The 25,527-nt window shown below is 52.7% G+C and carries 25 protein-coding genes; 5 read left to right on the top strand and 20 right to left on the bottom strand.

The features are described 5' to 3' along the window. The first annotated feature begins 67 nt into the window (after window positions 1–67). Window positions 68–1,402, top strand: coding sequence for a sugar porter family MFS transporter (locus JI741_RS08720; RefSeq protein ID WP_202008657.1), 1,335 nt, complete (start codon window positions 68–70; stop codon window positions 1,400–1,402). A 34-nt stretch (window positions 1,403–1,436) separates the two neighbouring features. After that, the gene (locus JI741_RS08715) at window positions 1,437–1,769 is read left to right on the top strand and encodes a hypothetical protein (protein ID WP_202008656.1); all 333 of its coding nucleotides are present in this window, start codon (window positions 1,437–1,439) and stop codon (window positions 1,767–1,769) included. 30 nt (window positions 1,770–1,799) lie between these two features. Here the strand turns inward: JI741_RS08715 and JI741_RS08710 are convergent, their stop codons facing one another. After that, window positions 1,800–2,102, bottom strand: a complete 303-nt coding sequence (locus tag JI741_RS08710) for a hypothetical protein (RefSeq protein ID WP_202008655.1) — start codon at window positions 2,100–2,102, stop codon at window positions 1,800–1,802. A gap of 121 nt (window positions 2,103–2,223) precedes the next feature. Next, window positions 2,224–3,534, bottom strand: a complete 1,311-nt coding sequence (gene ahcY, locus JI741_RS08705; protein ID WP_202008654.1) for an adenosylhomocysteinase — start codon at window positions 3,532–3,534, stop codon at window positions 2,224–2,226. A 254-nt stretch (window positions 3,535–3,788) separates the two neighbouring features. On the opposite strand from ahcY, the gene JI741_RS08700 reads away from it, so the two are divergent. Next, complete coding sequence (locus JI741_RS08700; protein ID WP_202008653.1) at window positions 3,789–4,484, top strand: DsbA family oxidoreductase; 696 nt, start codon at window positions 3,789–3,791, stop codon at window positions 4,482–4,484. Window positions 4,485–4,537: 53 nt separating this feature from the next. Here the strand turns inward: JI741_RS08700 and JI741_RS08695 are convergent, their stop codons facing one another. After that, complete coding sequence (locus JI741_RS08695) at window positions 4,538–5,833, bottom strand: sialidase family protein (RefSeq protein WP_202008652.1); 1,296 nt, start codon at window positions 5,831–5,833, stop codon at window positions 4,538–4,540. Between the two features lie 290 nt (window positions 5,834–6,123). On the opposite strand from JI741_RS08695, the gene JI741_RS08690 reads away from it, so the two are divergent. Continuing rightward, a complete protein-coding gene (locus JI741_RS08690) occupies window positions 6,124–6,711 on the top strand; it encodes a hypothetical protein (protein ID WP_202008651.1) in 588 nt (195 codons plus the stop codon). A 245-nt stretch (window positions 6,712–6,956) separates the two neighbouring features. Next, window positions 6,957–7,703 carry a hypothetical protein gene (locus JI741_RS08685; protein WP_202008650.1) on the top strand — a complete coding sequence of 249 codons (747 nt, stop codon included), beginning with the start codon at window positions 6,957–6,959 and terminating at the stop codon, window positions 7,701–7,703. Window positions 7,704–7,765: 62 nt separating this feature from the next. On the opposite strand, the gene flxY is transcribed toward JI741_RS08685, so the two are convergent. Genes flxY through JI741_RS08600 form a run of 17 tightly spaced genes read right to left on the bottom strand, consistent with a single transcriptional unit; the run spans window position 7,766 to window position 25,526 of the window. Continuing rightward, window positions 7,766–9,061: a flexirubin biosynthesis putative acyl-CoA ligase FlxY gene (flxY, locus tag JI741_RS08680; RefSeq protein ID WP_202008649.1), complete on the bottom strand. Its 1,296-nt coding sequence runs from the start codon at window positions 9,059–9,061 to the stop codon at window positions 7,766–7,768. Further along, window positions 9,058–9,414 (bottom strand): holo-ACP synthase, encoded by a 357-nt coding sequence (gene acpS, locus JI741_RS08675; RefSeq protein ID WP_236675957.1) that lies wholly within the window; start codon window positions 9,412–9,414, stop codon window positions 9,058–9,060. The genes flxY and acpS overlap by 4 nt, the downstream gene beginning before the upstream one ends. A gap of 14 nt (window positions 9,415–9,428) precedes the next feature. Continuing rightward, complete coding sequence (locus JI741_RS08670) at window positions 9,429–11,090, bottom strand: C45 family autoproteolytic acyltransferase/hydrolase (protein ID WP_202008647.1); 1,662 nt, start codon at window positions 11,088–11,090, stop codon at window positions 9,429–9,431. After that, entirely contained in the window at window positions 11,083–12,594 is a 1,512-nt protein-coding gene (locus JI741_RS08665) for a phytoene desaturase family protein (RefSeq protein WP_202008646.1), read from the bottom strand. The genes JI741_RS08670 and JI741_RS08665 overlap by 8 nt, the downstream gene beginning before the upstream one ends. A 56-nt stretch (window positions 12,595–12,650) precedes the next feature. Then, window positions 12,651–16,484 carry a trifunctional MMPL family transporter/lysophospholipid acyltransferase/class I SAM-dependent methyltransferase gene (locus tag JI741_RS08660; protein ID WP_202008645.1) on the bottom strand — a complete coding sequence of 1,278 codons (3,834 nt, stop codon included), beginning with the start codon at window positions 16,482–16,484 and terminating at the stop codon, window positions 12,651–12,653. A gap of 3 nt (window positions 16,485–16,487) precedes the next feature. Continuing rightward, window positions 16,488–16,823 carry a DUF2062 domain-containing protein gene (locus tag JI741_RS08655; protein WP_236675956.1) on the bottom strand — a complete coding sequence of 112 codons (336 nt, stop codon included), beginning with the start codon at window positions 16,821–16,823 and terminating at the stop codon, window positions 16,488–16,490. A gap of 14 nt (window positions 16,824–16,837) precedes the next feature. Further along, window positions 16,838–17,668, bottom strand: coding sequence for a glycosyltransferase family 2 protein (locus tag JI741_RS08650; protein ID WP_202008644.1), 831 nt, complete (start codon window positions 17,666–17,668; stop codon window positions 16,838–16,840). Then, window positions 17,668–18,036: an ApeI family dehydratase gene (locus JI741_RS08645; RefSeq protein ID WP_202008643.1), complete on the bottom strand. Its 369-nt coding sequence runs from the start codon at window positions 18,034–18,036 to the stop codon at window positions 17,668–17,670. Before JI741_RS08645 ends, JI741_RS08650 begins: the two co-directional genes overlap by 1 nt. Beyond that, window positions 18,033–18,656 (bottom strand): flexirubin biosynthesis protein LolB2, encoded by a 624-nt coding sequence (gene lolB2 / locus JI741_RS08640; RefSeq protein WP_202008642.1) that lies wholly within the window; start codon window positions 18,654–18,656, stop codon window positions 18,033–18,035. The genes JI741_RS08645 and lolB2 overlap by 4 nt, the downstream gene beginning before the upstream one ends. Further along, entirely contained in the window at window positions 18,637–19,227 is a 591-nt protein-coding gene (gene lolA2 / locus JI741_RS08635; RefSeq protein WP_202008641.1) for a flexirubin biosynthesis/transport protein LolA2, read from the bottom strand. The genes lolB2 and lolA2 overlap by 20 nt, the downstream gene beginning before the upstream one ends. A gap of 52 nt (window positions 19,228–19,279) precedes the next feature. Further along, window positions 19,280–20,053, bottom strand: a complete 774-nt coding sequence (locus JI741_RS08630; RefSeq protein WP_202008640.1) for a polysaccharide deacetylase family protein — start codon at window positions 20,051–20,053, stop codon at window positions 19,280–19,282. Further along, window positions 20,047–21,078: a beta-ketoacyl synthase chain length factor gene (locus JI741_RS08625; RefSeq protein WP_202008639.1), complete on the bottom strand. Its 1,032-nt coding sequence runs from the start codon at window positions 21,076–21,078 to the stop codon at window positions 20,047–20,049. The genes JI741_RS08630 and JI741_RS08625 overlap by 7 nt, the downstream gene beginning before the upstream one ends. Window positions 21,079–21,116: 38 nt before the next feature. Further along, window positions 21,117–22,313: a beta-ketoacyl-[acyl-carrier-protein] synthase family protein gene (locus JI741_RS08620; protein WP_202008638.1), complete on the bottom strand. Its 1,197-nt coding sequence runs from the start codon at window positions 22,311–22,313 to the stop codon at window positions 21,117–21,119. Window positions 22,314–22,315: 2 nt separating this feature from the next. Continuing rightward, window positions 22,316–22,573 (bottom strand): phosphopantetheine-binding protein, encoded by a 258-nt coding sequence (locus tag JI741_RS08615; protein WP_202008637.1) that lies wholly within the window; start codon window positions 22,571–22,573, stop codon window positions 22,316–22,318. Next, window positions 22,548–23,186: a beta-ketoacyl-[acyl-carrier-protein] synthase family protein gene (locus JI741_RS08610; protein WP_202008636.1), complete on the bottom strand. Its 639-nt coding sequence runs from the start codon at window positions 23,184–23,186 to the stop codon at window positions 22,548–22,550. The genes JI741_RS08615 and JI741_RS08610 overlap by 26 nt, the downstream gene beginning before the upstream one ends. After that, window positions 23,186–24,430 (bottom strand): NAD(P)/FAD-dependent oxidoreductase, encoded by a 1,245-nt coding sequence (locus JI741_RS08605; protein WP_202008635.1) that lies wholly within the window; start codon window positions 24,428–24,430, stop codon window positions 23,186–23,188. The genes JI741_RS08610 and JI741_RS08605 overlap by 1 nt, the downstream gene beginning before the upstream one ends. A 25-nt stretch (window positions 24,431–24,455) precedes the next feature. Further along, complete coding sequence (locus JI741_RS08600; RefSeq protein WP_202008634.1) at window positions 24,456–25,526, bottom strand: methyltransferase; 1,071 nt, start codon at window positions 25,524–25,526, stop codon at window positions 24,456–24,458. Window position 25,527: the final 1 nt, after the last annotated feature.

The raw sequence follows: 25,527 nt of genomic DNA, 5'->3' as shown, positions 1-25,527 counted from the left end.
CATTGGCAATTCCTTCATTGTTCGTTTGACGGTGGATCGTTACCTTAATCGTAACAATTCATGAACCATGAAGACACCCCTATCCGCATTTCGCAATGCACTGGTCGCTGCTCTGGGCGGCTTTCTTTTTGGATTTGACACCGCGGTTATTTCCGGTGTAGAAAAATCAATTCAACAACTCTGGATGCTCGACGAAGTGTCCCATGGCTTCACGGTAGCCACCGCGCTGATGGGCACCGTGATTGGTGCATTGGTGGCCGGAAGACCCGCCGAAAAATATGGACGCCGCAGGGTATTGCAAGCCATTGGTCTTTTGTACCTGGTCACATCGCTGGTCACCGCGCTCACGTCCACATGGTCCATCTTTGTTTTGTTCCGTTTTCTCGGTGGTGTGGGGGTTGGTGCTTCTTCGGTGGTGGGACCGATGTATATTTCAGAAATATCGCCGGCCCATTCGCGTGGTCGTTTGGTGGCGCTGTTTCAGTTTATGGTGGTGAGTGGCATTCTCATCGCGTTTGTGTCGAACTATGTGCTCTACGGTGTGGGCGAAGATTCTTGGCGGTGGATGCTTGGTGTGCAGGCCGCGCCGGCATTGCTCTATTTTGTGATGGTGTTCTTCGTGCCCGAAAGTCCACGGTGGCTGGTGAAGCAGGGACTGGCGGACGATGCCGCGAAAGTGTTTGCCGAAATCGGCGAGCCCAAACCGGCGGAGGCCATTCAAAAAATCAAGGCGTCGCTTCACTACGATGTGGGCGCTGTGAAGGAGAATGTATTCAACGGGCAGTATAACAAACCCGTGTTCTATGCCGTGGCGCTGGCCATGTTCAACCAACTGTCGGGCATCAATGCCATTATGTATTACGCGCCGCGCATTTTCGAAATGACGGGGCTCGCCAAAGACACGGCATTGTTGCAGGCCGTTTCCATTGGTGTCACCAACATGATATTCACACTGCTCGCCATTTCCGTCATCGACAAGTTCGGCCGAAAAACATTACTCATTGTGGGCTCGGTGGGCATGGTGGTGTCGCTGGGGCTGGTCACGCACGCGTTCTACACACAACAGTTTGGCGGCTATGCTGTGATGCTCTACCTCGTGGGCTTCATCGCCTTCTTTGCCTTTTCGCAAGGCGCCGTGATCTGGGTTTTTATATCCGAAATTTTTCCCAACAAAGTCCGCTCACAAGGACAAACCCTGGGAAGCACAACGCACTGGGTGATGGCCGCGGCCATCTCGTGGTATTTTCCTGTGCTCGCCGAAAAGTCGGAGATGGGTGGATTCTATGCGTTCCTGTTGTTCACCGTCATGATGATTCTGCACGGCATCTTTGCGTGGAAAATTTTACCGGAGACAAAAGGAAAATCGCTGGAGGGAATTCAGGAGTCGTTGGGAATTCACTAACCGTCTAATTCAAAAGAACTAATCTGTTTCTTTCATGAACAACGTACTTCTGTTCTCTTTTAAATCCGATTCGGTTAAGGTCTCCATTGAAGCTTACTTTAATGAAGAAGACAGCTTGATCGTTGAAGGCTACGACATCGGCAAAAGCGTGGAAGAAATGTGGGGCGATAGTGACTATGAATACATCACCACAATTAAGGCTGATGCGGTGAACAAACTCTATGCACTAGTTCACTTGCCCGCCGGATCTAAAGAAGCCCTCCTCTCCTATCTCCAATCGCGCTTTAACACCAACAGCTGCTACAGCGATATCCGAAACTGGCTTGATGAAAACGCTGTGGCGTATGAGAGCTTCTCGTGGACATAGCGACTACGTGTGTCAGTCGCCCGCACTTATTTAAAAATCCTTTCCGTCCTTTTTTTCCTTTGGCTCAGGACATTCTATTTTCCAGTCGAGGGCCAGGGCCAGCGTACCTTCCTTGGCTTTTTCGACCACCTCGCTCACCTTCTTGCTGTATTTGCAGCCGATGTCTACGAAACGGTACTTGGCGCCGTCAACTTTGAAATTGAAGTGACAGGTGTTGCTGGCCTTGTGGGTCTTCATGCAAACAAACTCAACGTTCTCGCCCTGCTTCGGACGGAAGGAGAAGCAAACGATGCATAACACCAGGGGAAGGATGCGAACGACGATGGATCTCATAGACTGGGCTTGGGGATAATGTTCCTGATTAGAATGCGAAGGTAAAAACAACCAACGTGCCACAAAACAAAAAAAACCCGGGATGGCCCAGGTTTTTTGTGAATGCAATTTTGGATACAGATTAATATCTGTAGTAGTCCGGTTTGAAAGGACCTTTCACGTCCACGCCAATGTATTTGGCTTGTTCGCCCGAAAGTTCTTCCAGTTCCACACCGATTTTCTTGAGGTGCAAACGTGCTACTTTTTCGTCGAGGTGCTTGGGCAGCATGTATACTTTGTTTTCATACGACTTCGTATTGGTCCAAAGTTCAAGCTGTGCAAGGGTTTGGTTGGTGAACGAGTTCGACATCACGAACGAAGGGTGGCCCGTAGCGCAACCTAAGTTCACCAGACGTCCTTCAGCCAACAGAATCACCTGACGGCCGTTCTTCAGTGTATACAGATCCACTTGGGGCTTCACTTCATCTTTCGATGCATTTTTGTTCAGCCAGGCAACATCGATTTCGTTGTCGAAGTGACCGATGTTACACACGATGGTTTTGTCTTTCATCGATTCGAAATGGTGGCCCAGCACGATGCCGAAGTTACCGGTGGCAGTCACCACGATATCTGCATCTTTCACAGCGTCATCCATTTTCTTCACGGCGAAGCCATCCATAGCGGCTTGCAGTGCGCAGATCGGGTCGATCTCGGTCACGATCACACGTGCACCGGCACCGCGCAGCGAAGCTGCAGAGCCTTTGCCCACGTCGCCGTAGCCGGCAACAACCGCTACCTTACCGGCCATCATCACATCCGTAGCGCGACGGATCGCATCTACCAATGATTCTTTACAGCCGTATTTGTTGTCGAATTTTGATTTGGTTACAGAGTCGTTGATGTTGATGGCAGGAAGGGGAAGTTTGCCATTGTGCATACGCTCGATCAGACGGTGAACGCCTGTGGTAGTTTCTTCAGAGATGCCACGGATGCCTGCTACGAGTTCGGGGAAACGATCCAACACCATGTTGGTAAGGTCACCACCGTCGTCAAGGATCATGTTCAACGCCTTGCCGCCTTTGAAGGCGTAGAGGGTTTGCTCGATGCACCAGTCAAATTCTTGTTCGTTCATTCCTTTCCAGGCATAGACAGGTATGCCGGCAGCGGCGATCGCGGCAGCAGCATGGTCTTGCGTAGAGAAGATGTTACAAGACGACCAGGTCACTTCGGCACCAAGCTCAACCAGGGTTTCGATGAGCACGGCGGTTTGAATGGTCATGTGGAGACAGCCGGCAATGCGGGCGTCTTTCAATGGCTTTTGCTTGCCAAATTCGTCACGGAGTGCCATCAAACCGGGCATTTCGGCTTCCGCCAGTTTGATCTCTTTGCGTCCCCAGGCAGCCAGTGCCAGGTCCTTCACTTTGTAAGGGAGTTTTTTCTCGTCAACAGTCATTTTTTTGATTTTTTGCTTTAATAGACCTTCAAAAGTACGATAAAGGTTTTTAATTAACTAGATGCAGAACGGCAAAGCCCGTGGTCGGGTTGGCCCATCTTGCGCTATTCTTAAATTAGGCCACTTTTAATGCCCATCCTAAGCCGATTTTTTTTCAGGGAGTCATGGCTCACGCGACCGTTATCAAACGCTGCAGCCTTGCCGAACCATAAACAAAAGGCTGCTGTTATGGTCCAAGTTGTTAAAACCAAGTAATGAAAACGATCATAAAACCTGTTATCAGAGTAGACATTGTCTCCGATGTGGTGTGCCCCTGGTGCTATATCGGCAAACGCAGAATTGAAAAAGCCATGGCCGAAGTTGCCTCCGAATACGATTTCGATGTGCATTATTTGCCCTTCGAGCTCAACCCCGGCATGCCCGCGGAAGGTGCCAATCAAAAAGAATATTTGGCCAACAAGTTCGGAAGCGAATCAAAATATCACCAGATCACGCAACACGTCACGGGCGTTGCCAAAGAAGACGGGCTTGCGTTCGACTTCAGCCGCCAGACCGTGTCGCCCAATACGCGGAAAGCCCACAGCCTCATCCAGGCCGCAGCAAACGAAGGCAAGCAGCTGGCCATGACCGAAGCTTTCTTCAAAGCCTATTTCACCGAAGGCGTAGACCTTTCGAAATCCGAAAACCTGGTAGCCGTAGCGGTTGGCGCAGGCATGTCTAAAGAGACGGCCGAAGCCGTGCTGGCCGACACCACGGCGCTTGAAAAAATTGAAGTCACCGAAAAAGAAATGTCGAAGCTGGGCATCAGTGGTGTGCCCTTCTATATTATCAATAACCGATACGGTGTGTCTGGTGCGCAGCCTTCCGATGCCTTTGTGCAGGCGTTCGCAGAAATTGGCACCGAGATGGCCAAAGGCGCCGCATGCGATGTGGACGGCACCAACTGCTAGCAGCCCGCATTCACAGAGTAACCTTTGTCTTATAAAGAAGAAGCAGCCTTGAGCTACTTCTTCTTTTTTGTTTTACCCGCTGCCACAGGCGGGGCAATGATGTCGGTTTCTTTTATCACCGCGGTCCACACGCTGGCCTTGCCGTCGTCGATGCGGGTCCACAACGGAGTGATGATGCCTTTGCCTGCGGCGATGCTGTTGCGCATCTCAACGCCGGGCATTTCGGTGGGCACAAAGGAAGTCTCGCTCACTTTCACATTTTGAAAATCCTGTCCGCCGTTCGATGAATACGCCAGATACACATCGGTCTGTGTGTCGGTGGTGGCATGACGATCAAAGTACAGGATGTAGAGGTTGCCGTTTTCCGGATCGATGGTGAAGGCCGGCATGAATTGATGGCCTTTGCTTTCCTGGCCGATGCGGATGGGCGAAGTCCAGTTGTCGCCATAATTCAGTGAGCGCATAAACCACACGTCGGTGTCGTCTGTGCCGCTGCGTTGATCGGCCCACACCACATAGAGACTGCCGCGCAGCTTGCCTTTGCTTTTGTCGACCATAAATGTAGGGAGACTTCTCACCTGGGCATAGCCCGGCACTTTAATGTTCCAGCCCCCGCGTTGTTCGGTCACACCGATGTCGTTAGTCAGCCACATGTCGCCGCCGTTAAAGGAGCGGTCCATAAATATCTTATTCTGATTGGCCCATGCCACAAATGCTTTTCCATCGGCCGTCATGCCGGGCATCGATCCTTCGGCGCTGCCGCTATCGTCTTTGCAGTCGCCCGGTGTTTGCGAGAGGGCTACGGGTTTTGCCCATTTCTTTCCATTCGACGATGTGCTTATCATGATGCGCGACTGGCACGCGGCATCGTCGCTTTTAAATTTATCGAACTCGGTCCACGTCAGCATCAGGTTGTTCTTGCTGTCGAGCGACACGCCGGGGTTGAGCTGATCTTTCGGAGGATTGCCGCCTGCGCTGGCGCCCTCTTCCCAGGTTTTGCCACCGTCTTTCGAAATGTGACACAAGATGTGGCTGAAGTTGTTTTCATTCTTCGCCGTGTGAAAGGCATAGAGTCCGCCATCGCTGTCGGCCAGCAAACGCGGGCTTCCGGCAACGACCGATGTTGATGTGAATTTTGCAGGTGTCCACGTTTGCGCATCCTGCGAAGAGAGGACGCGATCGGGTGGGATAGCCACCACGATGCTTGGTATTTTATCGGCCGTGATGGCGATGGTGGCGTCGAAGGCCGTGGCGCCGGCAGGAGCATCTTCGACCTTTATGTTCTTGATTTGTGCGGTAGCACCCATGCTCACACAGCAGAGGGCAGCAAGCCACGGCATTTTTCTCATACGTTCTTCATTATTCGCCCTGAATATACGCAACGTTCGTTCTTCGTATCTACATTTTTGCTTTCATTTTCATCCGGCCTTCAACAAACGGCAACGCACTCAGCATGCTCCCTCTGGATTTGCTGCATATTCAACGGCATAACCCGAAGCCCTATACCGTGAAAGGCGTCTTCATAGAATATTAATAGAGCACCTGTTTATGGAATGGGATTTTTTTTATTTCTTCGATGCGGCAACGATGACGCTTGCCCGGTCGTTCAAAGATCATTTTTACATTAAAAAACACATTCATGAAAAAAATCTTTCTTATCGCATGCCTTGCCTTGTCGCTGACAGGCTATTCTCAAAAGATTAAGCTGATCGATGGCGACCTCTCTCCGCTGAAAGGTGTGAAAGGCGTCAGCACTGAATTTGAGTACGATAAAATGTCGGTTGGAAAATTTGACACAGAGCCTGAGTATGTGGCGCAAAAGATTAAAGACTACAATGCCAAAGAACCAGGCCAGGGCGACAAGTGGGCGGTGAAGTGGAAAGAAGATCGCAAAGACCGCTTCGAGCCTCAGTTCCGTGAATTGTTTTCAGAAACTTCAGGCATTTCCACAGTGGATGAAAAATCACCTTACACGCTTATCTTCAAAACCACGAAGACCGAACCGGGCTACAACATCGGCATCTCCCGCGCCAACGCCTACATCGACGCCGAAGCGTGGATTGTAGACGCGAAAGATCATTCGAAAGTGATTGCCCGCATCAGCATCACCAAGTCGCCCGGCCGCACGGCCATGGGCTATGACTTCGAAACCGGCACACGCATCCAGGAAGCCTATGCCAAGGCCGGTAAAGAACTGGGCGCGTTCATTAAGAAGGCGCTGAAATAATTTTGTTTTTCAATACGTATTGATAAAGCCGGGCGGAAACGTCCGGCTTTTTGCATGTTTGTGGTACCCAGGTTGTGGAAATAGTCCCCACAAAACCGGACCTCACCAAGGCCAAATGTCCCTCCCTGACCTGCTTTTTGTCGTTCAACCCCCGATATCATCCATTCGTCGCCATAATTTGAGCTGGCCGTTTTCTGTCGCTCCGTTTGTAATTCACTGATCAGGAAACTTAAACTAATAAGGTTATGATCAGAAAATTCGCATTAGCATTACCTGTAGCAGGTATGATATTATTGGGAAGCTGTGACAAGAAAGAAAAAGAACAGCTTAAAGCACAAGTTGACTCGCTGAAGACTGAACTTCAGACCAGCCAGCAAACGGCAGCGCAACTGAATGAAATCGGTGTGCTCATCGATTCAATCGACGCGAGCCGCCAGTTGCTCCGCACCGATGTTGTGGAAGGCACTTCGTACACAGACTACAAGAGCCGTCTGCAAAGCATCAACAATCACATCAAAGACACACAAGACAAGATTGCTCAACTTGAGAAATCCGTGAAGTCTGCGAAAGGTAGCTTCGGCGCAACCATCAAGAAACTGAAATCAGATCTTGAACTGAGCACACAACAAATCGCTGCTCTGCAAACTGAAGTAGAGCGCATGAGAGGCGAGAACACCGCCCTGGCAAGAACGGTTACCGAAAAGGATTCGATCCTGACCACCAAGCTTGAAACCATCAAGATGAAGGAACAAGATGTGGCCAACCTCGAAGCCCGCGTTGACGAAGTGAACGCACAATCGAAAGCCAGCCAGGCCGACCTGTATTTCGCACAAGCTCAAGCTTTGGAAACGGCTGCATCACGCACCAAGTTTGCCCCTAAGAAAAAGAAAGAAACACAACGTGAAGCCCTTGAGCTCTACAAACTGTCGCTTTCTTTAGGCAAAGCCGAAGCACAAGCAAAGATCGACGAACTTGAAAAAAGATTGAGCTAATCGCTTAACGATTCTTGGTAGTAGGTTTGAGGAGGCTGATGTTGCAAAACATCAGCCTTTTCTTATTTTTTACGGCTGTCGATAAATTTTTTAATCTTCCTGCCGGCATGCTGCAATTTCTCCAACACCGGCTGCGTGGTGAACACGATAGACGGCACCACCCGCAGTCGCGATTGAAACGCTGCACGCAGGTGTTCCTGCGTCTTGGGTTGCTGTTCTGGCTTGGTCAATATGTGCAGGTTCAGTTCGTCCGTTCCCAATTCTCCCGTCACCACCTCCACGGCATAGTCGTCAACACCCGGCACCTGGTTTAATATTTCGAAAATTCCGGGGGGATATAGTGTGGTGCCCTTCAGTTTTATCATTTGTTGTTTGCGACCCACAATGGGGCCGAGACGCAGCGTGGTGCGTCCGCAGGCGCAGGCTTCGGTGTGGGCCGTGGCCATGTCGCCGGTTTTGTAGCGCAGCAGGGGCATCGCTTCCACACCCAGCGTGGTGATGGTGACCTCTCCCACTTCGCCGGGCTTCACGGGTTGATTGTTGTCGTTGAGCACTTCCACAATGATGAGCTCGGGGTGATGATGGCCACCCTTGCCTTCGCCGCATTCCGTGAATGCGGTTTGCATTTCGGTTGACGCATAGGTGCCATAGAGTTTGATGTTCCAGGCATCGGCAATTTTTTGGCTGAGCGCATTCAGCGAGAGGTCGGCTGTGCGTAGGCTTTCGCCAATACACACGGCTTTCTTCACCGAGCATTGGTTCAGGTCGATGCCGTTTTGTTCAGCATACTCAATGAGCTTCACCAAAAACGACGGCACGCCCACCAGCACTGTGGGCTTCAGCCTTTGAATCGTTTCCCACTGCATAGCCGGCAACCCGGGTCCTACACGGATGAGGCCCGCGCCAAGTTTGTGAATGCCCTGATAGTAGGCGATGCCCGCCATGAACTGCCGGTCCAGCGTCAACATCAATTGATAGAGGTCGGCCGATGAACCGTCGGCACAGGCAAACGATATGCTCTCGTTGTAGGCCAGGCGTTGCAGATCGTTTTCTGTGAGCGCCACAATCACGGGGCTGCCCAAGGTGCCGGAGGTGCTGGTGTATTCGGCGATGCGCTCGCGGGCAACACACAGAAAATCCCAGTTGTGATTTTGAAAGTCGTCTTTGGTGGTGACGGGCAGTGTTGCCAAATCATCCAGCGACGTAATATTTTCGGCCACCACGCCGTGTTCTGAAAACAGTCGCTGATAGAACGGCGAGTATTGCGCGAGGTAGCGCACCGTGGCGGTTAATTTTTCTTCCTGAAAACGCTTTACAGCGTCGGGTGATTGTACTTCTATTTCGGGGAGGTGGTTCATTGCTCAAGAATAACTACCGCACACGCCACATGCTGGAGGTGCGAAAGGGACAAATGTATTTTATTCCAGTTGTTTTGACGCGCGATGGCTTTAAAATTTCCCAGCAAATTGAGCGACGGCCGCCCATTCTCATCGGTCACTACTTCGATTTCGGCCAGTTCGTAGCCCAGCAGCAACCCCTGGCCCGTGGCTTTCAGAAAGGCTTCCTTGGCGGCAAAGCGCGCGGCATAACTTTCGGCGGGTTTGGGTTGGGCTTCGCAGTAGGCGATCTCTACGGGCGAAAAAATCTTCTCGCGAAAGCCGTTGGGCTTGCGCACTTTTTCCAGCACGCGCTCCACTTCAATCATATCCATGCCCACGCCCACAATCATTTGAGGCTGGCTTTTGCGTGTTCAAGATTCCGTTGCATGTGCTCGCGCTCCTGCACGGTGGCCACTTCTTTCTTCAGGCCTTCCTCATAGAAGGGTATGGCCTGCTGCCACGCCTGGTGGTCGTAGCAAAAATCGCCAGCCAGCATGTAGGCATGATACGATTGTGGATTCCATTTCACCACGCTGTCGGGCACAAGGTCGTGACGCGGGTTGAAGGGAAAACGGTAAGGACTAAACTTGAGGTATTGCGTATAGGCAGATGTCAACAAAAATGAATCGGCAGGAAGGGTGCGATCCTGTTCTATAATTTCCTCGTTCACGGTCATGTTGCGGGCAAACACTTTGTTGAGGTCGTAGCAAACAAATTTCCCAAGTTGCCACGGTGCCGTCGATATCCACACCAGACGTTTTTCGGGTTGGAAGATGATGCCGTGATGGGCCACCAGTTGGTTGATGGCTTTCTCGTTGCCAAGGCCGATGTCTTCGCCCAAAAGTCCTTTTTGGTTCCGGAGTATCTTTGCCGTTTTGGCAATTGTGTTTGGGCCTTGCGCGTTCAATAATTCTTCCACGCGCTTGTAGCGATAAGGCGACGCGCTGGTTTTCACATGATCGCGGTTGAGCTGTGTGTTGCCCAATGTCTCGCCTTGAAAATGATTGGTGCTGACGATGCGATTTCCGGTAGCCTCATACACGTCCATCGCTTCCGGCGACTTCTCGATCAACACGGCTTTGCCGTCTTTGGCGGAACCGATGAGGAACGATTCGGCCACAAACATTTTCCGCTTTGATGCAATGGCTTTTGCTTCTTCAATGTCCGTAGCATACTGCAATATCTCGCGCGCCACAAGCGACACCGGTGTGGCCGACGCCGTGGGGATTTCCGATTTGGCGGCGTTGATGGTTACGGTGAGGCCCGCGTCGTTCATGCCCGACAACACACCGGTCATGCCACCAAACGTCACCATCATAAACTTGCGTCCCTTGGCGGGATTGTAGAATGCAATAATTTTGTCGCGGGCAAATTCATCGCCCACATAGAAGTCGAAGTTCCGGCCCACGATGAGTGTGCTGTCTTCCGACTGATCGCCCCACGTGGCAAACGATGTGCAGCCCACCAGCGACATGTTTTGCAACGCATGCCCGATGTCGTGTGCAGCGTGGTAGTTCAGGATGCGTTGATAGGGTTGCGCGATGTCGTCGAAGTTGTGTGAAGCCACTTGCGACACGCCGTAGATTTCCTGTTTGTATTCTTCCGAAATATTGTCGGTCAGGTCGCGGTTAAACCAGCCTACCATATACTTTAACATGCCCAGGTAGAAATTTGAAGGCACAAGGCGGTGTATCTGATCGGTGAACACCTGCTCCTGATATTGCACCAGGTCGCGTGTGAGCTTTCCGTTGGCCACGCCGCGTTCATACGGTTCGCCTTCCACATAAAGTTCGTACAGGCCGCTTTCGCTTTTTCGAAACCAGTTGTTTTTCACTTTATACAAACCGGAATCCGGCTCCGTAACCAGCGCATCCACGTCGGTGTTTGTAGTGGTGATTTCCGGAGGCGTCGTCACGGAAACGATGCGCACATAAATGACCAGTACAATCAGCAACAGCACGAGGAACCCGAAGAACCAGGCCAGTATTTTTATGATCTTTTTAAGCATTCTTGATTTTTTCCACCAGATAGTCCATTCCCACAAGCTGCGAACACGTGAGCACCGCGCTCACGGTAACGCCCAACACACCGTGCAGATTGAGGTTCTGTCCCGTTAACAACAAGTTGGGGATTTTGGTGCGTGGCGATATGAAGGTCTTCATGGGGTCGCGATAGTCTTTGGTAAGACCATAGAGCGAACCGTCTTCGGTGCCGATGTAGTCGCGGGCCGACAACGGCGAGGCCGACGTGTAGGAATGAACGGCCGCCCGGAAGCCCGGAAACCTCCGTTCCATGAGGTCGATCAGCATTTCCGATTTCTCTTTCTTAAACGCTTCATAGTCGTCGCCCCGGCTCGTTTCGCTCGACACCGTGTTGAACGTGTCTTTCCATTTCTCCACGTCTTCGAAGCGCATGTAGGCCATGATGGTGACGCCGTCGGTATAGACGTCGTTGTCTGACGAGGTGGTGAAGAAGACACCGATCACCAGCGGCCAGTTGTCGGGCGTGTAGTCCTGCGCATGCCACGGGTCACTGTTCTGAAAAATGTAGTAGTTGTGATTAAAATGCGGGAAGCTGTCTTTCTTCATCACGGCATTCACATAGAATGTAGACGTCGAATTTTCCAGGCTCTTGATGCGGCTGCGATAGGCCTTTTTGATCAGCGAGCTTTCCACCATGTCCATGGTTTGGGATGGATGCACGTTGGAGATAAATTGTTTGCCATAGAAACGGCGACCGGTGTCGGTTTCCACATAGCGCACCAGTCCGTCTTCTTCCTTGATCTTCACCACGTTCATGTGCTTGATCACTTTTCCACCCAGCAGGTTTATTTCGTGGTGTAGAAAACGTGCAATCTGCGAGCCGCCGTCGATGAACCGCCACGAACTTTCGATGTAGCTGTTCATGATGAGCGCATGCACATAGAACGGTGTTTTGTTCGGCGTGCCGGCATACAAAAGGTTGGTGCCCACCAGCACGTCCTGCAGTTTTTTATTTTCGGTGAGCGAGTCTACAAATGTTTTTGTATCGAGCTCAAGTGCGCTCATTTTTTCGAGAAAGCTTCCGCCGCTTTGCAGGTTGTAGAGTGGAAACTTGGCGCACATTTCTTTTATGGCCTCGCAGTATTTGCGGATGGCGGCTTCGTCGTCGGGAAATTCTTTTGCCAGTGTGGCGATGAAATTTTCGTAGCCCTGGGCAAACTTATAGACCACCGGGTCGCCCTCAAAAATCACGGCGTCGAAAACGTCCTCGTCCATCTTGCGGATCTTCAGCTTGTCCATGATGCCGAGGTAGCGGAAAAGTTGATAGAGGTTCTGACCCTTCTCCAATCCCCCCACATAATGAACACCCGAATCGAAGATGACCCGGTCGCGCACGTAGGTTTGCAGGTTGCCGCCAATCTGTTTGTTCTTTTCCAGCACCAGAACTTTCTGGCCTTCTTTCGCCATTATCGTAGCACACGCCAACCCTCCCAGGCCGCTTCCCACAATCACCACATCGTATTCGTCCATTGATTCTTTTTAAGGTTTTCCGGAGCCCAACGCGGGCTTTCCGGGTGGTTTATTGCCTATGGCTTTTCCATCACAAAAATAACATTCGAGGTAAACTTTGCATCATCCTGTTCGGCCACTTTCAGCCCGTGACGCCGGGCGAGATCGGTTAGCTTTTGACCGGACACAAAATTGAGCGCGTTGGTCGATTTGTTGAACTTCAGCACTTTCACCGAGAAAAACTCCGTGAGCTGTGTGCCCTTGTGGCGTTCCTTCAAATCGGCGTTGCCATCACGCACAATCAGTTTGCCACCGGCATGTAACGCATGGAAACAGCGTACCAGCAATGCTTCCTGCGCCTCGGCCGGAAGATAGTGCAACACATCGCTGATGATGATGACATCGTAGGTGGCCAGCGGAAACTGCGTGACGTCGGCACAAAAGAAATTGAGACGGTCGGTTTTCTGATAGCCATTTTGTGCTGTTTCAATTTTTTCCTCGTCATAGTCAACACCCGTGATGACGCGATCGGCCGACAGGAATTGCAGCATGTAGCTGAGAAACCCATAGCCGCAACCCAGGTCCAGGATGGTCGCTTGAAGGGGGATCAGCCTGTGAAAGGGGGCGTAGTTCTTTTCCAGGCGAAGCTTCACCCGCATATACCACTCCAGCACAGGCCCCTTGTAGAGGTAGTTGCTGATGAGCCGATGTGAAAAATAGTCGGCGGTTTCAATCTCGCGGGCGAGTGCGGCATACTCCTGCTTGAAATGGCGGCTGATGCCCTTGGTCCGCTCCGAATAGGTGGCGCCAAACCGCGCATCGTCGGGCTCAATGGGGGGAAGAAATTTCAGCGTGAGCTGGCCGGGGTTCAGGTAAAATGTCCCCTTCGGAATGGCGTCGCTGGCACCGTGAATGAGCAAGGGTTGGATGGGCACATTCATTTCCTGCGCCATAAAGAAAGCGCCCTTGTGAAAACGTTTCAGCTTGCCGTCTTCCGAACGGGTGCCCTCGGGAAACACCACCACCGAATAGCCCTCTCCCACCCGGTCTTTCAACCGGTCAATGCTGTCTTCGGCACCTTCCGACACGGGATAGTAGTCGGCCAAGCGCACCACGCCGCCAAACACGGGCGAGTTCCAAACCCACTTGTTCGTGAGCAGAATCAGTTTGGGATGGAGCATGGTGGTGAGCAGAATGTCGAGGAACGACGCGTGGTTGGCGATGATCACGTGGGCACGCAAAAAGGTGTCGGGCGCTTTTCCGATGATGCGCTTGCGCACGTTCGGCTCCATGTAGATGACCGACCAAGTGAGCCAACGGATGAGCGTGTGAAAGAAAATGCGTATGGATTTTTTTCCAACGGGAATCAGCCGCAGCACAAACCCGATCAGCGTCAACACAAATGCACCCGTCACAAAAAATCCATAGGTGAACGTGGTTCTGAAAATGCCCGCCCACGTCATGGGCGTGAAACCTTTCTTTGTGCGGTTGGTGATGAGCCACCGGAACAGGAACGGCTCCAGCGTCTGCGCCATCACAAACACACACACAATGCCGATGATGGAAATGGCCGCGATGGAACGCAGCGCCGGATGCTTTGCAAAAATCAAAACACCCAACCCGGCAATGGTGGTGACGGCCGAAAGAAAAATGGATGCGCGTATCGACGGAAGATTTTTACGATTGTAGGCATAGTCCTGTTGCAATCCATCCATGATAAAAATACTGTAGTCATCGCCCAACCCAAAGATGAACGTCGACACCATCACGTTGATGATATTAAACTCGATGCCCACCAACGCCATAATCCCCAAAATCCAGATCCACGTGATGAACATGGGCACGAACGTGATGAACGTGAGTTCGATGCGCCCATAGGAAAGAAACAGTGCACTAAAGACCAGCAACGCCGTGAACGTGACAATGAAATTAAAATCGGCATGCACATATTCCACAAACAGGTTTGTGAGCATCTGGCGGTCGAAGGCTTGCACGGGCGCAGGTTTCAACGCCGCATAAGCTATAGCTTTGTGTGCAGCGTCTACGTTGGCCAGCGAGATCACCGTGGCGCGTCCGTCTTTTTCGATAATGTAGTCGTCGAAGAAGGCGTCGCGGATGGTGGACATGTCGTCGCGTGTGGCGGGGTGATATTCTTTGGTGATCAGGTGTTCAAAATTTCCGATGACCTGCTGCGAAAACTTCAGCGCCGTTGCTTCCGTGTTCACGGCGGCGAGCAGGGAGGCTTTGCGCTGTGGTGTCCAGAAAACATTCCACCGGTCTATGCGCAGGCGTTGCAGCGAGTCGGACAGCAGGAAGAGCGACACCGACGAAAATTTATGAATGGTGCCATTGTCTTTCAGTGTCTGCAACACCGGCGTGGCCTGTTCATTCTTGCGGAGTGCTGCCTCCAATGTGTTGCCGGTCGACACAACATACACCGCGCCAAGCGAAGCGTTGTTGATGGTCTCTAACCGCACCTGCGCGTTCCGGGTGTCGTCGTGCATGAAGTTGAGCTTGCCCATGTCGCTGTTGAACGACACGCCTTGCGCAAAATACAGAAACACCGGTGTGGCCAGGAAAATAATCAGCACCAAAACACGGGGCGATTCAAACGACATCAGCATGCGTTCCAACCGGCTCTCCGATTCATCGTGCGCCGGAAACATGGTTGCTGACAGAAAGTGGGGCAGGAAAATAAGCGAACACAAGGCGGCACCGATCAAGCTGAATCCGGCAAACAACCCCACGTCGCGCAACACGGCCGCGTTGGCAAATTGCAGACAGAAGAAGGCCAGCACCGTGGTGGTGCTGCCCAGCGTCATGGGGGCCGTGAGGTCTTTGATCACCGTCTTCACATCGTGCGTATGCTTCAGGTGGGCGAGGAAATGCAGGGAATAGTTCACGGCAATGCCTAGGATTACTGCGCCCGCGGCGAGCGCCAGTATCGACACTGTGCCCTGCACCAGGTAGATGCCGCAAAGCGAAAACACGCCGCCAAACGCCACGGGTATGAAGATCAGAAACGGAACGCGCTTCTTGCGGAAATAGCCAATGAGCAACACCCCCAGCAACACCACCATGATGCTCACCGTTAGCATCGAGTCCTTTCGCAGTTGTGTGGCATTGCCCACCGCCACGGCCGACGCACCAAAATAGGAAGCCATCACCGGCGAACCTTGTGGCGTGGTTTCCTGCATGATCTTTTCAAGGCCCGCCACAAAGTCGGTGTTCTTGCCCGTTTCACTGGGACCATAAACCGGTTGCAGAAAAAACAGCAAGTGCCGGTGATCTTTGGTGACGATGTAGCTGTCGTATAATTCAAAGTTTTCGTCGTACTGAAGCTGACGAAGTTTCTTCAACGCCAGAAATGAAAATCCCAGCGGGTCCTGAACAATGATTTTTTTCAACGCCATGCCTGCCGGCGAAATCAGTTGCTGGTAGTTTTGTTCCAGCACGCTGCGCACTTTTTCGGGGCGGCTCAGCGAATCAAGTTGGGCGTAGTCGTCTTCGGTGAGAAAGATGGGAAGGTAGTCGTGCACCGACTTGAACACCTCCATAATCTTCTCGTCGTCTACACGCGTGGTGATTTGTTTCACATAGGGCTTCAGCTCGCTGTGGATGCGGGTCACAATGGTTTCGGCGCGGGCAATGAGGCTGTCGGCATCGGGTGTCGTGGTGCTGTCTTTCATAGACACCATCACCACCATGCGCTCCACAAACTTGGAGTTCTGGAACACATAGTTCAGTTTTTCAACACGCGGATCGTCGGGGAAAAATTTGGTAATGTCTTCCTCCAGTGTGATGCGCGACGCACCCACGGCAAGCAACGCCACGGTGCCGACAAACACAGTCCAGAAGAGCGGCTTGCGTCGCTGAAAAAAATCGTATAGGGAAAGAAACAACTGGGCCATGGGTCAGGATCGGGAACGCTTAAACAATTTCAAGGCGGCATACGTCACCAGCCCAAAGATAACACCGGCCACGACGGCCAGCGTTGTGGCACCCAGCACATACTGCAAAAAGTTCTGCTGCATTTCCTGCAGGTTGATGTCGGTGCTGAACCGCAGCGTTTGCGCGTGCGCGCCCATCCAGATCCTGCCGGTGTAGTAGCTGAGGAATAGAATGAACGGAATCATGGGCGGAATGCTGATGTTGGCGGCGATGATGACCAACGCCTTGTTGAGCTTGAACACAAACGACAACGCGATGGCCAGCGCCAGCTGAAGCCCCCACAACGGCACAATGCCCATAAAAATACCAAAGGCTACAGAGAAGGCTTTGACCCGGTCGGATTCATGTGCACCGAAGAGTTGTTCGCGGACGAACTCACCGAAATTTTTTTTTTAAAGCTCCGGAAGAAATCGCGGGGCTTGATGTAGAGAAAGGCAATGGTGACCAGCACCGTGTTGAGTATGCTGATGCGCGTAAAATCTTTGAACGGTCTGAAGTGCGACACGCGTTCTTCGCGCGTTGCATAAAACACTTTCACCGGCACTTCGGCCATGTCTATGCCGCGCCACGATGCCCGCACCAGCACTTCAATTTCAAATTCAAATTTGCGGGTGATGAACGTGATTCCCTGAAGGGCTTTCACCGGATAGAGGCGATAGCCGCTTTGTGTGTCGTTGCGCTTCAAGCCCGTCTCCACCCAAAACCAGAAGTTCGAAAATTTATTACCAAAGCTGCTCTTGCCCGGCACACTGGCCTGCTCCATGTTGCGCGCACCAATGATGACGGCGTGTGGATGTTCTGCTAGAGCATGCATGAACTTTGGCAAGTCGGCGGCAAAATGCTGACCGTCGGAGTCGATGGTGATGGCGTAGTCGTAGCCCGCCTCCACGGCGCGCTTAAATCCCTGACGAAGGCCATAACCTTTGCCACGGTTGGGCAGATAGCTCACGAGGTCGATCTGCGGAAACTGTTGTAGAATTTGTGGGGTCGTGTCTGTGGCGCCGTCGTTCACCACAATCACCTGGTCGGTATAGTCAAGTACATCGCGCACTACCTGCCCTACCGTTTTTTCATTGTTGTAGGTGGGCACCAGCACGCACACTTTCTTTTGCTTACATAACGCACGGAATTCTGCAGGTTCCATCAGGCGGTTTTCAGCGTAGCTTTAATTTTGAAGAAGGTGACGGTGTCGGCAAACAAGGTGGCATTCACCACCCATTGGTCCGCGCCCTCGGTGTAGGTAACAGCGGCCTCCACTTCTTTGTTATTGTCGGGATTGATGACCGACAGAAACTTCATGTTGTCGGCCTCTGCGATGCGCAGTGTTCTTTTGGTGGTGATCTCCATAAGCTCGCGGATGATCTGCATCATGCACACGCCGGGCACGATGGGCAGCCCGGGAAAGTGACCGTCGAAAATGCGATGGTCGCGGCGGATGGAAATTTTTGCTTTCACGACGCCGGGTGTGGCTTCGTGGTGCACGAGTGTATAAAAGTCGTTGAGCAACATCATTCTTTTGTGAATCGGGCCAGTTTAATCTGCATGTTGAACGTGTGGTGTTTCAGTTCCAGCACCTCGGGCGAAGGATAAGGCGATCCCGGCAATAGCACCGTCACCTTTCGTTTGCGGGCGGCGCCCCATTCCAGCCTGCGCAAAGAAGCACAATCTTTACTGGTTATAAAATAGGCCGTTTCCTTTTTTTGAACCACGCCATAGAAAACCTCGTCGTCCTTCGTCCAGCGTTGCACCGTTCCCTTCCGGAAGGGCAATCCCAGGATCAATTCAAAATCTTTTCGCAGGGTTTGGATCACCGCTTTTTTGTTCAGCTGGTGTATGGCATTGTGCACCTTGAACTCGCCGTTGGCCAGAAAGCCAAAGTCAAAAAACGTGACGCCTGCCTCGTTCGTAAACACCACGCGGAACGAACTGTCGGGCATGTTTTTGATGAGCAACAGCCCGCTGATGTGGCGGCCATAAACATCCACATTGGCGTTGTACCAGCCGGTGTTGAATTGGGTTGGAGCGATCTTCGCCGCGCAGGCCGCGTCGGGTGTTGTGGCCTGCAGTCCCTTGTAGTCGGACGCGCAGCGCATCAGCAACAGGCAGCAGGCGCTAAAGAGCAAACATCGCATCGGGAATGGGTGCGTTTAATTTTTTATCAGAGAACGATATGGTGGTTTTGTCGCCACTGGGTTCGTTCATTTCGATCGACTTCACCGCATAGTCTTTTTTCTCTACCAGCAACACAATGGTTTGAAAAAATTCTTTCAGCGACTTCGACACGGGTGTCATCTCCAGCAGGTAGAGTTTGTCGTTCTCAAAAACCTTTGTCGTGAAATCTTTGCTATCGAGAATGGTTCCCTGCACACAGTCGATCATGATGCGGTTCACTTGCTGAAAGAGCTTGTTCGACTTCACGTTGATGCGATTTTCTTTCTGATCATTCTTCACCAGCATCTTGTCGCCGTTCATCACCATGAGGTATGAGAACGGTTTCACATATTCGATGCGCACGCGGTTGCTGCGCAGAAACCAGAACTTGCCGGTTGACGTGATGGTTTCCGTGAGCGCCGTCAATGTTTTCTCCTGCGTGAAGTTGCTGGTGATGGACGACACCTTGGACGACTCGGTGGCAAATTGTTTCTTGAAGGCCGCGAGATCCGTCACGGATTTATAGCCTGCATATTGCGCTTTCGCAGTCACAGACAACATCGTTGTCAACACGAAAAACACTCCACAAATCAACTTCAGTTTATCAGCCATACGCGCGTTCATTCAATAGTTCATCTACCCTCACAATTTTCAATCCAACCTTCGCCACGTGGTCGAGAAACGCCGGCAGAATTTCCAGCGTGATGTCGCAATAGTCGTGAAACAACACCACGTCGCCGCCTTTCAGCGAACGGGTCACGCGGTTCATCAACGTCTGTTTGTCTTTGCTCACGGTGTCGAACGAGCGCACGCTCCAGCCAATGGTTTTGTAACCGCCGCGCTTCACGGCCGTGGCCAGCATAGGGTTGGTTACGCCATAGGGCGGGCGGAAAAAATTCGGTTTTGCGCCAATGGTTTTTTCGATGGCGGCGTCGGTGTCCACCAGTTCTTTTTCAATCTTCGAAGCGGTTTGCAAATCGAACGTGGCGGCGTGCCAATAGCTGTGGTTGCCCACCAGGTGGCCTTCGTCGTGCATGCGTTTGGTCAGGTCGGGATGGGCATTCACGCGGTGGCCGATGCAGAAGAAGGCCGCTTTCGCGTGATGGGCTTTCAGGATCTCGAGTGCCCGTTCGGTGTTGCCGGGAATGGGGCCATCGTCGAACGTGATGGCAATGCTGCGCGAGGCCTCGGGGCCTTTGTAGTTCACCGGCAGGAAGAAGGCCGCCGACAGCACGGTGGCACCATACGCCAGCGCAGAGAGGTAGAGCACGCCCCACAAAACAAAATACCACCACGCCAACGTCTCCATCGCGTCATAGACCAGCATCGCCGCCAGTCCGGCCACAAAGAGCAGGGTTATGGTTCTGTAGTTCAACATGCCTCCAGTAAAATCAAAGAATGGTATTTGGTGAAATAGGGATTGTATACCAGCACGCGCTTCACCGGTCTTCCCGAATTTTTCACCACAATGTTTTGGGGCACGGCTTTGGTTTCGAGAATGCGCGCGGCCAGCCACACGGCAAAAGCCGAAGCGGTGGGATATTCGCCCGACAAATGTTTAAAGTGCGCCTGCGTGCTGTTTGCAAAATGAGTGGTGGCTATGGTTTCCGCGAAAGCGTCGTGCGCGGCATTACCACTAGTGCCCAGCAACAACAGATCGATGTCGCTTGCGTTGATGCCGGCGTCTTTCAAAAATCGTACGATGCCGGCTGACAACGTGGCTTCGTCGGCGTTGTAGAGTGTGGTCACGGCGGTGATGGCCACCACGTCGCTGGGTCCTTTCTCGCCCGACAAAACAAAATACGCCACGCCCTCGCCGTTCACCGTTTCGAGTGTGTTGTGTTCGTCCTTGAATATTCCGAAGCGTTGCTGAACGGTGTGGCTGGTGTTGGTGATTTCGTCGGCAGCGCCCACGAGCAACGCCTGGTTCGGTTCGTCGGCGAGCAGGGTCAACGCATCCAGCAGCGCGTGTTCAAACGAGAATGCGCCTTGTGTGTAGGTTTGGTTATAGCCCTGGCACTGCAGCAGCAACGCGATCTGCGAGCCAATGGTGTTGTGTGTCGATTGAATGAAGGGTGTGGGGTTGAGGGCATACTCCTTGTTCTCGATCATCTTGCCGAGAAAAATGCCCGTGTCTTCCAGGCAGCCATAGCTTGTGCCGGTAATGATGCCGTCGGGCACCGTGATGTTGGCTTCCTTCAGGGCCATGCTTCCTGCAGCCACGCCCATTTTGAGGATGCGGCTCATGCGGCGCAGCTGGCGAACGTCCATGTACTGCGTGTAGTCAGGCTCCACACACGCCAGGCGGTTGCCCGCTGCAGGCTTGGGCTGGTCAAGCAAGGACGCGTCGCCCCAGGTTTGCTGTGGTGAGATGTTGCCTTTGCCTTTCAGATAGATCGCCATACGTTCTTGCTTATTCGATGCCGGACTGCCGGTGTGTGTTAGTTCCGGGAAAATATGATGGACGAGCAGTTGCCGCCAAAACCAAACGAGTTGCTCATGACGTGTTTCACGCTCACGTTTTCTTCGAAGGTGCGCTGTGGCACAAGCCCCACTTCGGGGATCGGCGTTTCGAAGCGCAGGTTGGGAAACACGCATTGGTGCTGAAGGGCCAGCACCGAAAACACCGCTTCAATTCCTCCACTGGCGCCAAGCGTGTGACCGGTGAATGCTTTTGTTGAACTCATGCGCGGATACTTCTCACCATACAAGCGCGCCACGGCCGTACCTTCCGACAGGTCGTTGTTCAAGGTGCCCGTGCCGTGCAGGTTGATGTAGTCGATGTCCTGCGGCAAGAGGCCACTCATGGCCAGCGCTTTTTGCATGGCACCAAAAGAACCGCGGCCTTCGGGCGACGATGCCGTTTGGTGATAGGCGTCGTTGGTGTTGGCATAGCCGTTCACCAGCACACGCGAAGCTACACCTTCGGCTTGTCGCACTTCATCCGAAACCAGCACCACAAAGCCCGCGCCTTCGCCCAGGTTCAACCCGCTGCGGCTTGCATCGAAGGGACGACACGGTTGCTGATCCAATATCATGAGGCTGTTGAAACCGTTCAGGGTAAATTTTGAAAGGGCATCGCTGCCACCAGCAATCACCACGTCGAGCAGGCCGTGTTTGATGAGGCGCGAGCCCAGCGCGATGGCGTTCACAGAAGATGAACACGCCGTGTTGATGGTGGATATAAATCCTTTCACCCCCAGATCGTCGGCAATGATTTCGGTTGACTTGCCACATTCGTGGTTCACCACGTTCCGAAGTTTTCCGGCGTTGGGATTGTTGAGATAGTCAATAAAAAAATGTTCCGTCTTGTCCATGCCGCCCACGGTGGTGGCCGAGATGAGGCCGGTGCGCCAGCGCTTCACATCCACGCCGGAACTCTTCACCGCTTCGCGCGCGGCGTGAATGCCGAGCAGTGCGGTGCGCGTCACGTGGGCGCCTTGCCACAGGATGTCGCACAGGGCTTCGTTGGGGAGTTTCACCTCCCCTACCGGCAACACGTTTTTGTGCACCGAATCGAAATGCGTGATGTGGCCTATGCCCGACTCCTGTTCGCGAAACGCCGCCAGTGTGGCCGACGCCGAACTTCCGATGGCTGATATGACGCCGATGCCGGCTACGTGCACGGAACCTTTCAAGATCAGGAGGGTTTGTTGGCTTGAATATACTCCGCGATGGTCCTCACACTTTTGAAGATCTGCGGACCGTCTTGCGGGTTGGCAAGCTTGATGTTGTAGTGTTGCTGCAGCAGCACGATCAATTCCAGGGCGTCGATGGAATCCAGGCCGAGACCTTCCACAAAAAGCGCCTGGTCGTCGCCGATGTCTTCGGGTTTCAGGTGCTTCAAATTCAACGCCTCAATGATCTGTTTTTTAAGATCGGCCATCAACTGTTCCATAGTGCTCGTAAAGTTTTTGAAGTTGTTCTGCGGTATGTTCCAGCGCGTTTATGTGCTGTTGTTTTTTTTCCACCAAATATAAGAAAACATCGTGTTGGTCGCCCAGCACATCCACCCATCCTGCCACACAAGCCTGTGTCTTTTCGGTTGCCATCACCATCGTCACGTAGTCGTGCAACTGTTGTGCGTCGAAGGCGGGCAGCACAAAACATGCGTTCTCGCCCTTGATGCCGTGCCGGATGCAGATTTCACCGATCACGATGTTGGGTAGCGTATACACAAACAAGGCAGGACTGGCCATTGTTTTGGTCGTCTCAAAATAGCGGATGTCGGTGTCGAGGCTGGCGTGGGCATTGGCCACCACCAGGGCTACCCGGGCCGGTTCATAGCCCGACAGCACGGCCGTGTTGTTCACCAGCATTTCGGTTCCCAGAAAGCCCAGCTTGGCAGCGCGGTCCATCTTGTAGAATTTCGGATAGGCAATGTTCAGCGCTTTCAGGGCGTTGTCCAGAAAGTCGTCAAAGCTTCCGTCGGCGCCGGTGTGCACCACCTCGCCCTGCCGCACCAGGGTGCGGTCTTTGATGCGGCTATATCGTGTAATGCCCAGTGCCATTAAAGCGCGTCGAGGCGTTCCTGGATGTCGATGAGTTTCACCAATCGTTTCAGCGACTGTGCGTGATCTTTTACATAGGCATTGTCCTGATCCCATACGTAGCCGGCCAACACCGAGCAGATCTGACGTTTGATTTCGGGATCGGGATTTTTCGAGAAGAATATTTTTTCGAGGGTGCCGTCATACCACGCCATCACATAGGTGCGGAACGTGTCTACGCCCTGGCGGATGAAGTTTGTGTAGTCGTTGTCCCAGTCCACGTTTTCGCCCTTCAGTTTCCGGATCACCATTTTGCTGGCGATGTGGCTCGACACGGTGGCAAACATCACACCCGACGAGAAGATGGGATCGAGAAATTCGGTTACGTTGCCCGTGAGCACAAAACCTTTGCCGTAGAATTTGTCGGTGGTCGCCGACCAGGCTTCCAGCTTGCGCGGCTCAAACACCCACTCCACATCGCCGAAGCGTTGTTTCAGATAGGCATTGCCGTCGATGAATGTTCTGAACTGCGAGGCCTGATCGCCACCCATGGCATTAAAGTAGTCGAAGCTTCCCACAAACCCCAGCGAGGTGACGCCGGTAGAGAACGGGATGATCCACGACCACACGCCGGGTGCATACATCACGGCGATGATGCGATTGGGTTCGTCGTGGTTGTTCCGGTGCACATCCTGCACGTGGGCAAACACCGCTTTGCGCGGGTCCAGGTTGGATGGTTTGTCCAGGTTGAACAGGCGCGGGATCACCCGGCCATAGCCGCTGGCGTCGATGATGAAGCGGGCTTCTATCGTTTCGGTTGTGCCGTCTTTGTGCTCCACGGTGGTCACCGAGCTTTCGTCTTCGTTGAAGGCGATGGCGGTCACGGTGGTTTCAAAATCTACGGGCACACCGCGGCGTTGCACGTCGGTGATGAGCGTGAGGTCGAACTCGGCGCGCTGCACCTGCCACGTCCACGTCCACCCTTTCGAAAACTGGTCGGAGAAATTAAAGTCAGACACCTTGTCTTCCTTCATGAACTTGGCGCCGAACTTTTGCTGAAAGTTTTTTGCTTTCACGGCGTCCAGAAATTCGGCATCCTCCAGCACTTCCATGCAGCGCGGCAACAGGCTTTCGCCGATTACGAAGCGCGGAAACTTTTCGCGTTCCACCACGCGCACAGACAAACCTGCCTTGTGAACCATTGCGGCCGACACAGACCCTGCGGGGCCCGCGCCGATTACCAGTACATCTATTTGTTTGCTCATGTATTTGATCGGGATATGCGTTTTGTTATTTCACCGGCTTGCACACCAGCAGGGTGTGGCTCACGCCAATGTAGTCTTTGTCTTCCACCACGTCCAGGCCTGCGCGCTTCACGCATTCGAGAAACACTTTCGAGTCATACATCTGGCTGTTGCCGTTGGCCATCACCGTGAAGTAGAGCGAGGTTTGCTGCAACGAAAATGCCGACGCTTCGAAGCGTTGACGGTCCCAGAAGGTTTCGAGAATGAAGATGTGTCCGTCGGGGTTCAGCGCTTGTTTGGCACGGGTGAGGATCGACACAATTTCGTCGTCCGAGAAGCAGTCGAGGAACTGGCTCATCCACACGGCGTCGAAGCCCTGGGGAAACTTTTGTGTTTCGTCCAGCACGTTGCCGGGGTGAAACGAAATGCGATGGCCATAGCCCAGCTCTTCCAGTTTGCCTTTGGCACCTTCCACATAGCCCGGCAAATCCATGATGGTGATGTTCACATCCGGATCAAAGGCAAAGCTCGCCATAGACCATTTGCCAGTGTTGCCACCAATCTCCAGCATACGCTTGGGTTTGAAGGCATACACATGGGGCAACACTTCGGGGTATGCATAGTCGGAATAGAAATGGTCGAACGCGAACCAGCTCTTCTTGGCCTTGTCGGGAAGGTTGGTCGACAACGCTTCATAGATGGTGGGCCATTGGCCAAACACTTTCAAGCCTTCGGGCTTTTGGTTCTTGATGCTTTCTTCCAGGAAGTACATGCCGTTGTAGCACACGTCGTGGGTGAAGTCCATGTTCACCTTGGTGAGCTCGTCGTGCAGAATGAAGTAGGTTGTTTTGGTGATCTTGTATTTTCCTTCCGACAACACCAGCAAGCCAATGCCCAGACCGGCTTCCACCAACACGCGAACACCGTAGGCCGGCAGGTCTATTTTTTCAGTAAGCTCCTGCAGCGTGATGCCCTGGCGATGGGCTTCCACCGTGGTGAGGATGCCGCTGTTGCGAAGCACGCGCGTAGCCTGAAACACAAACGGCGCGAAAGTGATCCATTGCGCTTCTTCCTTGGCCTGTAGTGCCGTGAGTCGTTCTTTGTCGTAAAAATCCATG

This window comes from Chryseolinea lacunae, from assembly GCF_016735595.1.
Classification (GTDB): Bacteria; Bacteroidota; Bacteroidia; order Cytophagales; family Cyclobacteriaceae; genus Chryseolinea; species Chryseolinea lacunae.
Note: the sequence above shows the minus strand (reverse complement) of the source record. Positions and strands in the feature narration are given on the sequence as shown.

Coding starts and splice junctions, on each gene's coding strand:
- JI741_RS08695 (WP_202008652.1), bottom strand. CDS start 5,833: ATGAGAAAAATGCCGTGGCTTGCTGCCCTCTGCTGTGTGAGCATGGGT.
- JI741_RS08685 (WP_202008650.1), top strand. CDS start 6,957: ATGATCAGAAAATTCGCATTAGCATTACCTGTAGCAGGTATGATATTA.
- JI741_RS08630 (WP_202008640.1), bottom strand. CDS start 20,053: ATGTTGAACTACAGAACCATAACCCTGCTCTTTGTGGCCGGACTGGCG.
- JI741_RS08670 (WP_202008647.1), bottom strand. CDS start 11,090: ATGCTTAAAAAGATCATAAAAATACTGGCCTGGTTCTTCGGGTTCCTC.
- JI741_RS08715 (WP_202008656.1), top strand. CDS start 1,437: ATGAACAACGTACTTCTGTTCTCTTTTAAATCCGATTCGGTTAAGGTC.
- JI741_RS08655 (WP_236675956.1), bottom strand. CDS start 16,823: ATGGGCATTGTGCCGTTGTGGGGGCTTCAGCTGGCGCTGGCCATCGCG.
- JI741_RS08615 (WP_202008637.1), bottom strand. CDS start 22,573: ATGGAACAGTTGATGGCCGATCTTAAAAAACAGATCATTGAGGCGTTG.
- JI741_RS08720 (WP_202008657.1), top strand. CDS start 68: ATGAAGACACCCCTATCCGCATTTCGCAATGCACTGGTCGCTGCTCTG.
- JI741_RS08610 (WP_202008636.1), bottom strand. CDS start 23,186: ATGGCACTGGGCATTACACGATATAGCCGCATCAAAGACCGCACCCTG.
- JI741_RS08645 (WP_202008643.1), bottom strand. CDS start 18,036: ATGATGTTGCTCAACGACTTTTATACACTCGTGCACCACGAAGCCACA.
- JI741_RS08690 (WP_202008651.1), top strand. CDS start 6,124: ATGAAAAAAATCTTTCTTATCGCATGCCTTGCCTTGTCGCTGACAGGC.
- JI741_RS08600 (WP_202008634.1), bottom strand. CDS start 25,526: ATGGATTTTTACGACAAAGAACGACTCACGGCACTACAGGCCAAGGAA.
- JI741_RS08660 (WP_202008645.1), bottom strand. CDS start 16,484: ATGGCCCAGTTGTTTCTTTCCCTATACGATTTTTTTCAGCGACGCAAG.
- ahcY (WP_202008654.1), bottom strand. CDS start 3,534: ATGACTGTTGACGAGAAAAAACTCCCTTACAAAGTGAAGGACCTGGCA.
- JI741_RS08625 (WP_202008639.1), bottom strand. CDS start 21,078: ATGGCGATCTATCTGAAAGGCAAAGGCAACATCTCACCACAGCAAACC.
- acpS (WP_236675957.1), bottom strand. CDS start 9,414: ATGGATATGATTGAAGTGGAGCGCGTGCTGGAAAAAGTGCGCAAGCCC.
- lolB2 (WP_202008642.1), bottom strand. CDS start 18,656: ATGCGATGTTTGCTCTTTAGCGCCTGCTGCCTGTTGCTGATGCGCTGC.
- JI741_RS08650 (WP_202008644.1), bottom strand. CDS start 17,668: ATGGAACCTGCAGAATTCCGTGCGTTATGTAAGCAAAAGAAAGTGTGC.
- JI741_RS08710 (WP_202008655.1), bottom strand. CDS start 2,102: ATGAGATCCATCGTCGTTCGCATCCTTCCCCTGGTGTTATGCATCGTT.
- JI741_RS08665 (WP_202008646.1), bottom strand. CDS start 12,594: ATGGACGAATACGATGTGGTGATTGTGGGAAGCGGCCTGGGAGGGTTG.
- JI741_RS08700 (WP_202008653.1), top strand. CDS start 3,789: ATGAAAACGATCATAAAACCTGTTATCAGAGTAGACATTGTCTCCGAT.
- flxY (WP_202008649.1), bottom strand. CDS start 9,061: ATGAACCACCTCCCCGAAATAGAAGTACAATCACCCGACGCTGTAAAG.
- JI741_RS08605 (WP_202008635.1), bottom strand. CDS start 24,430: ATGAGCAAACAAATAGATGTACTGGTAATCGGCGCGGGCCCCGCAGGG.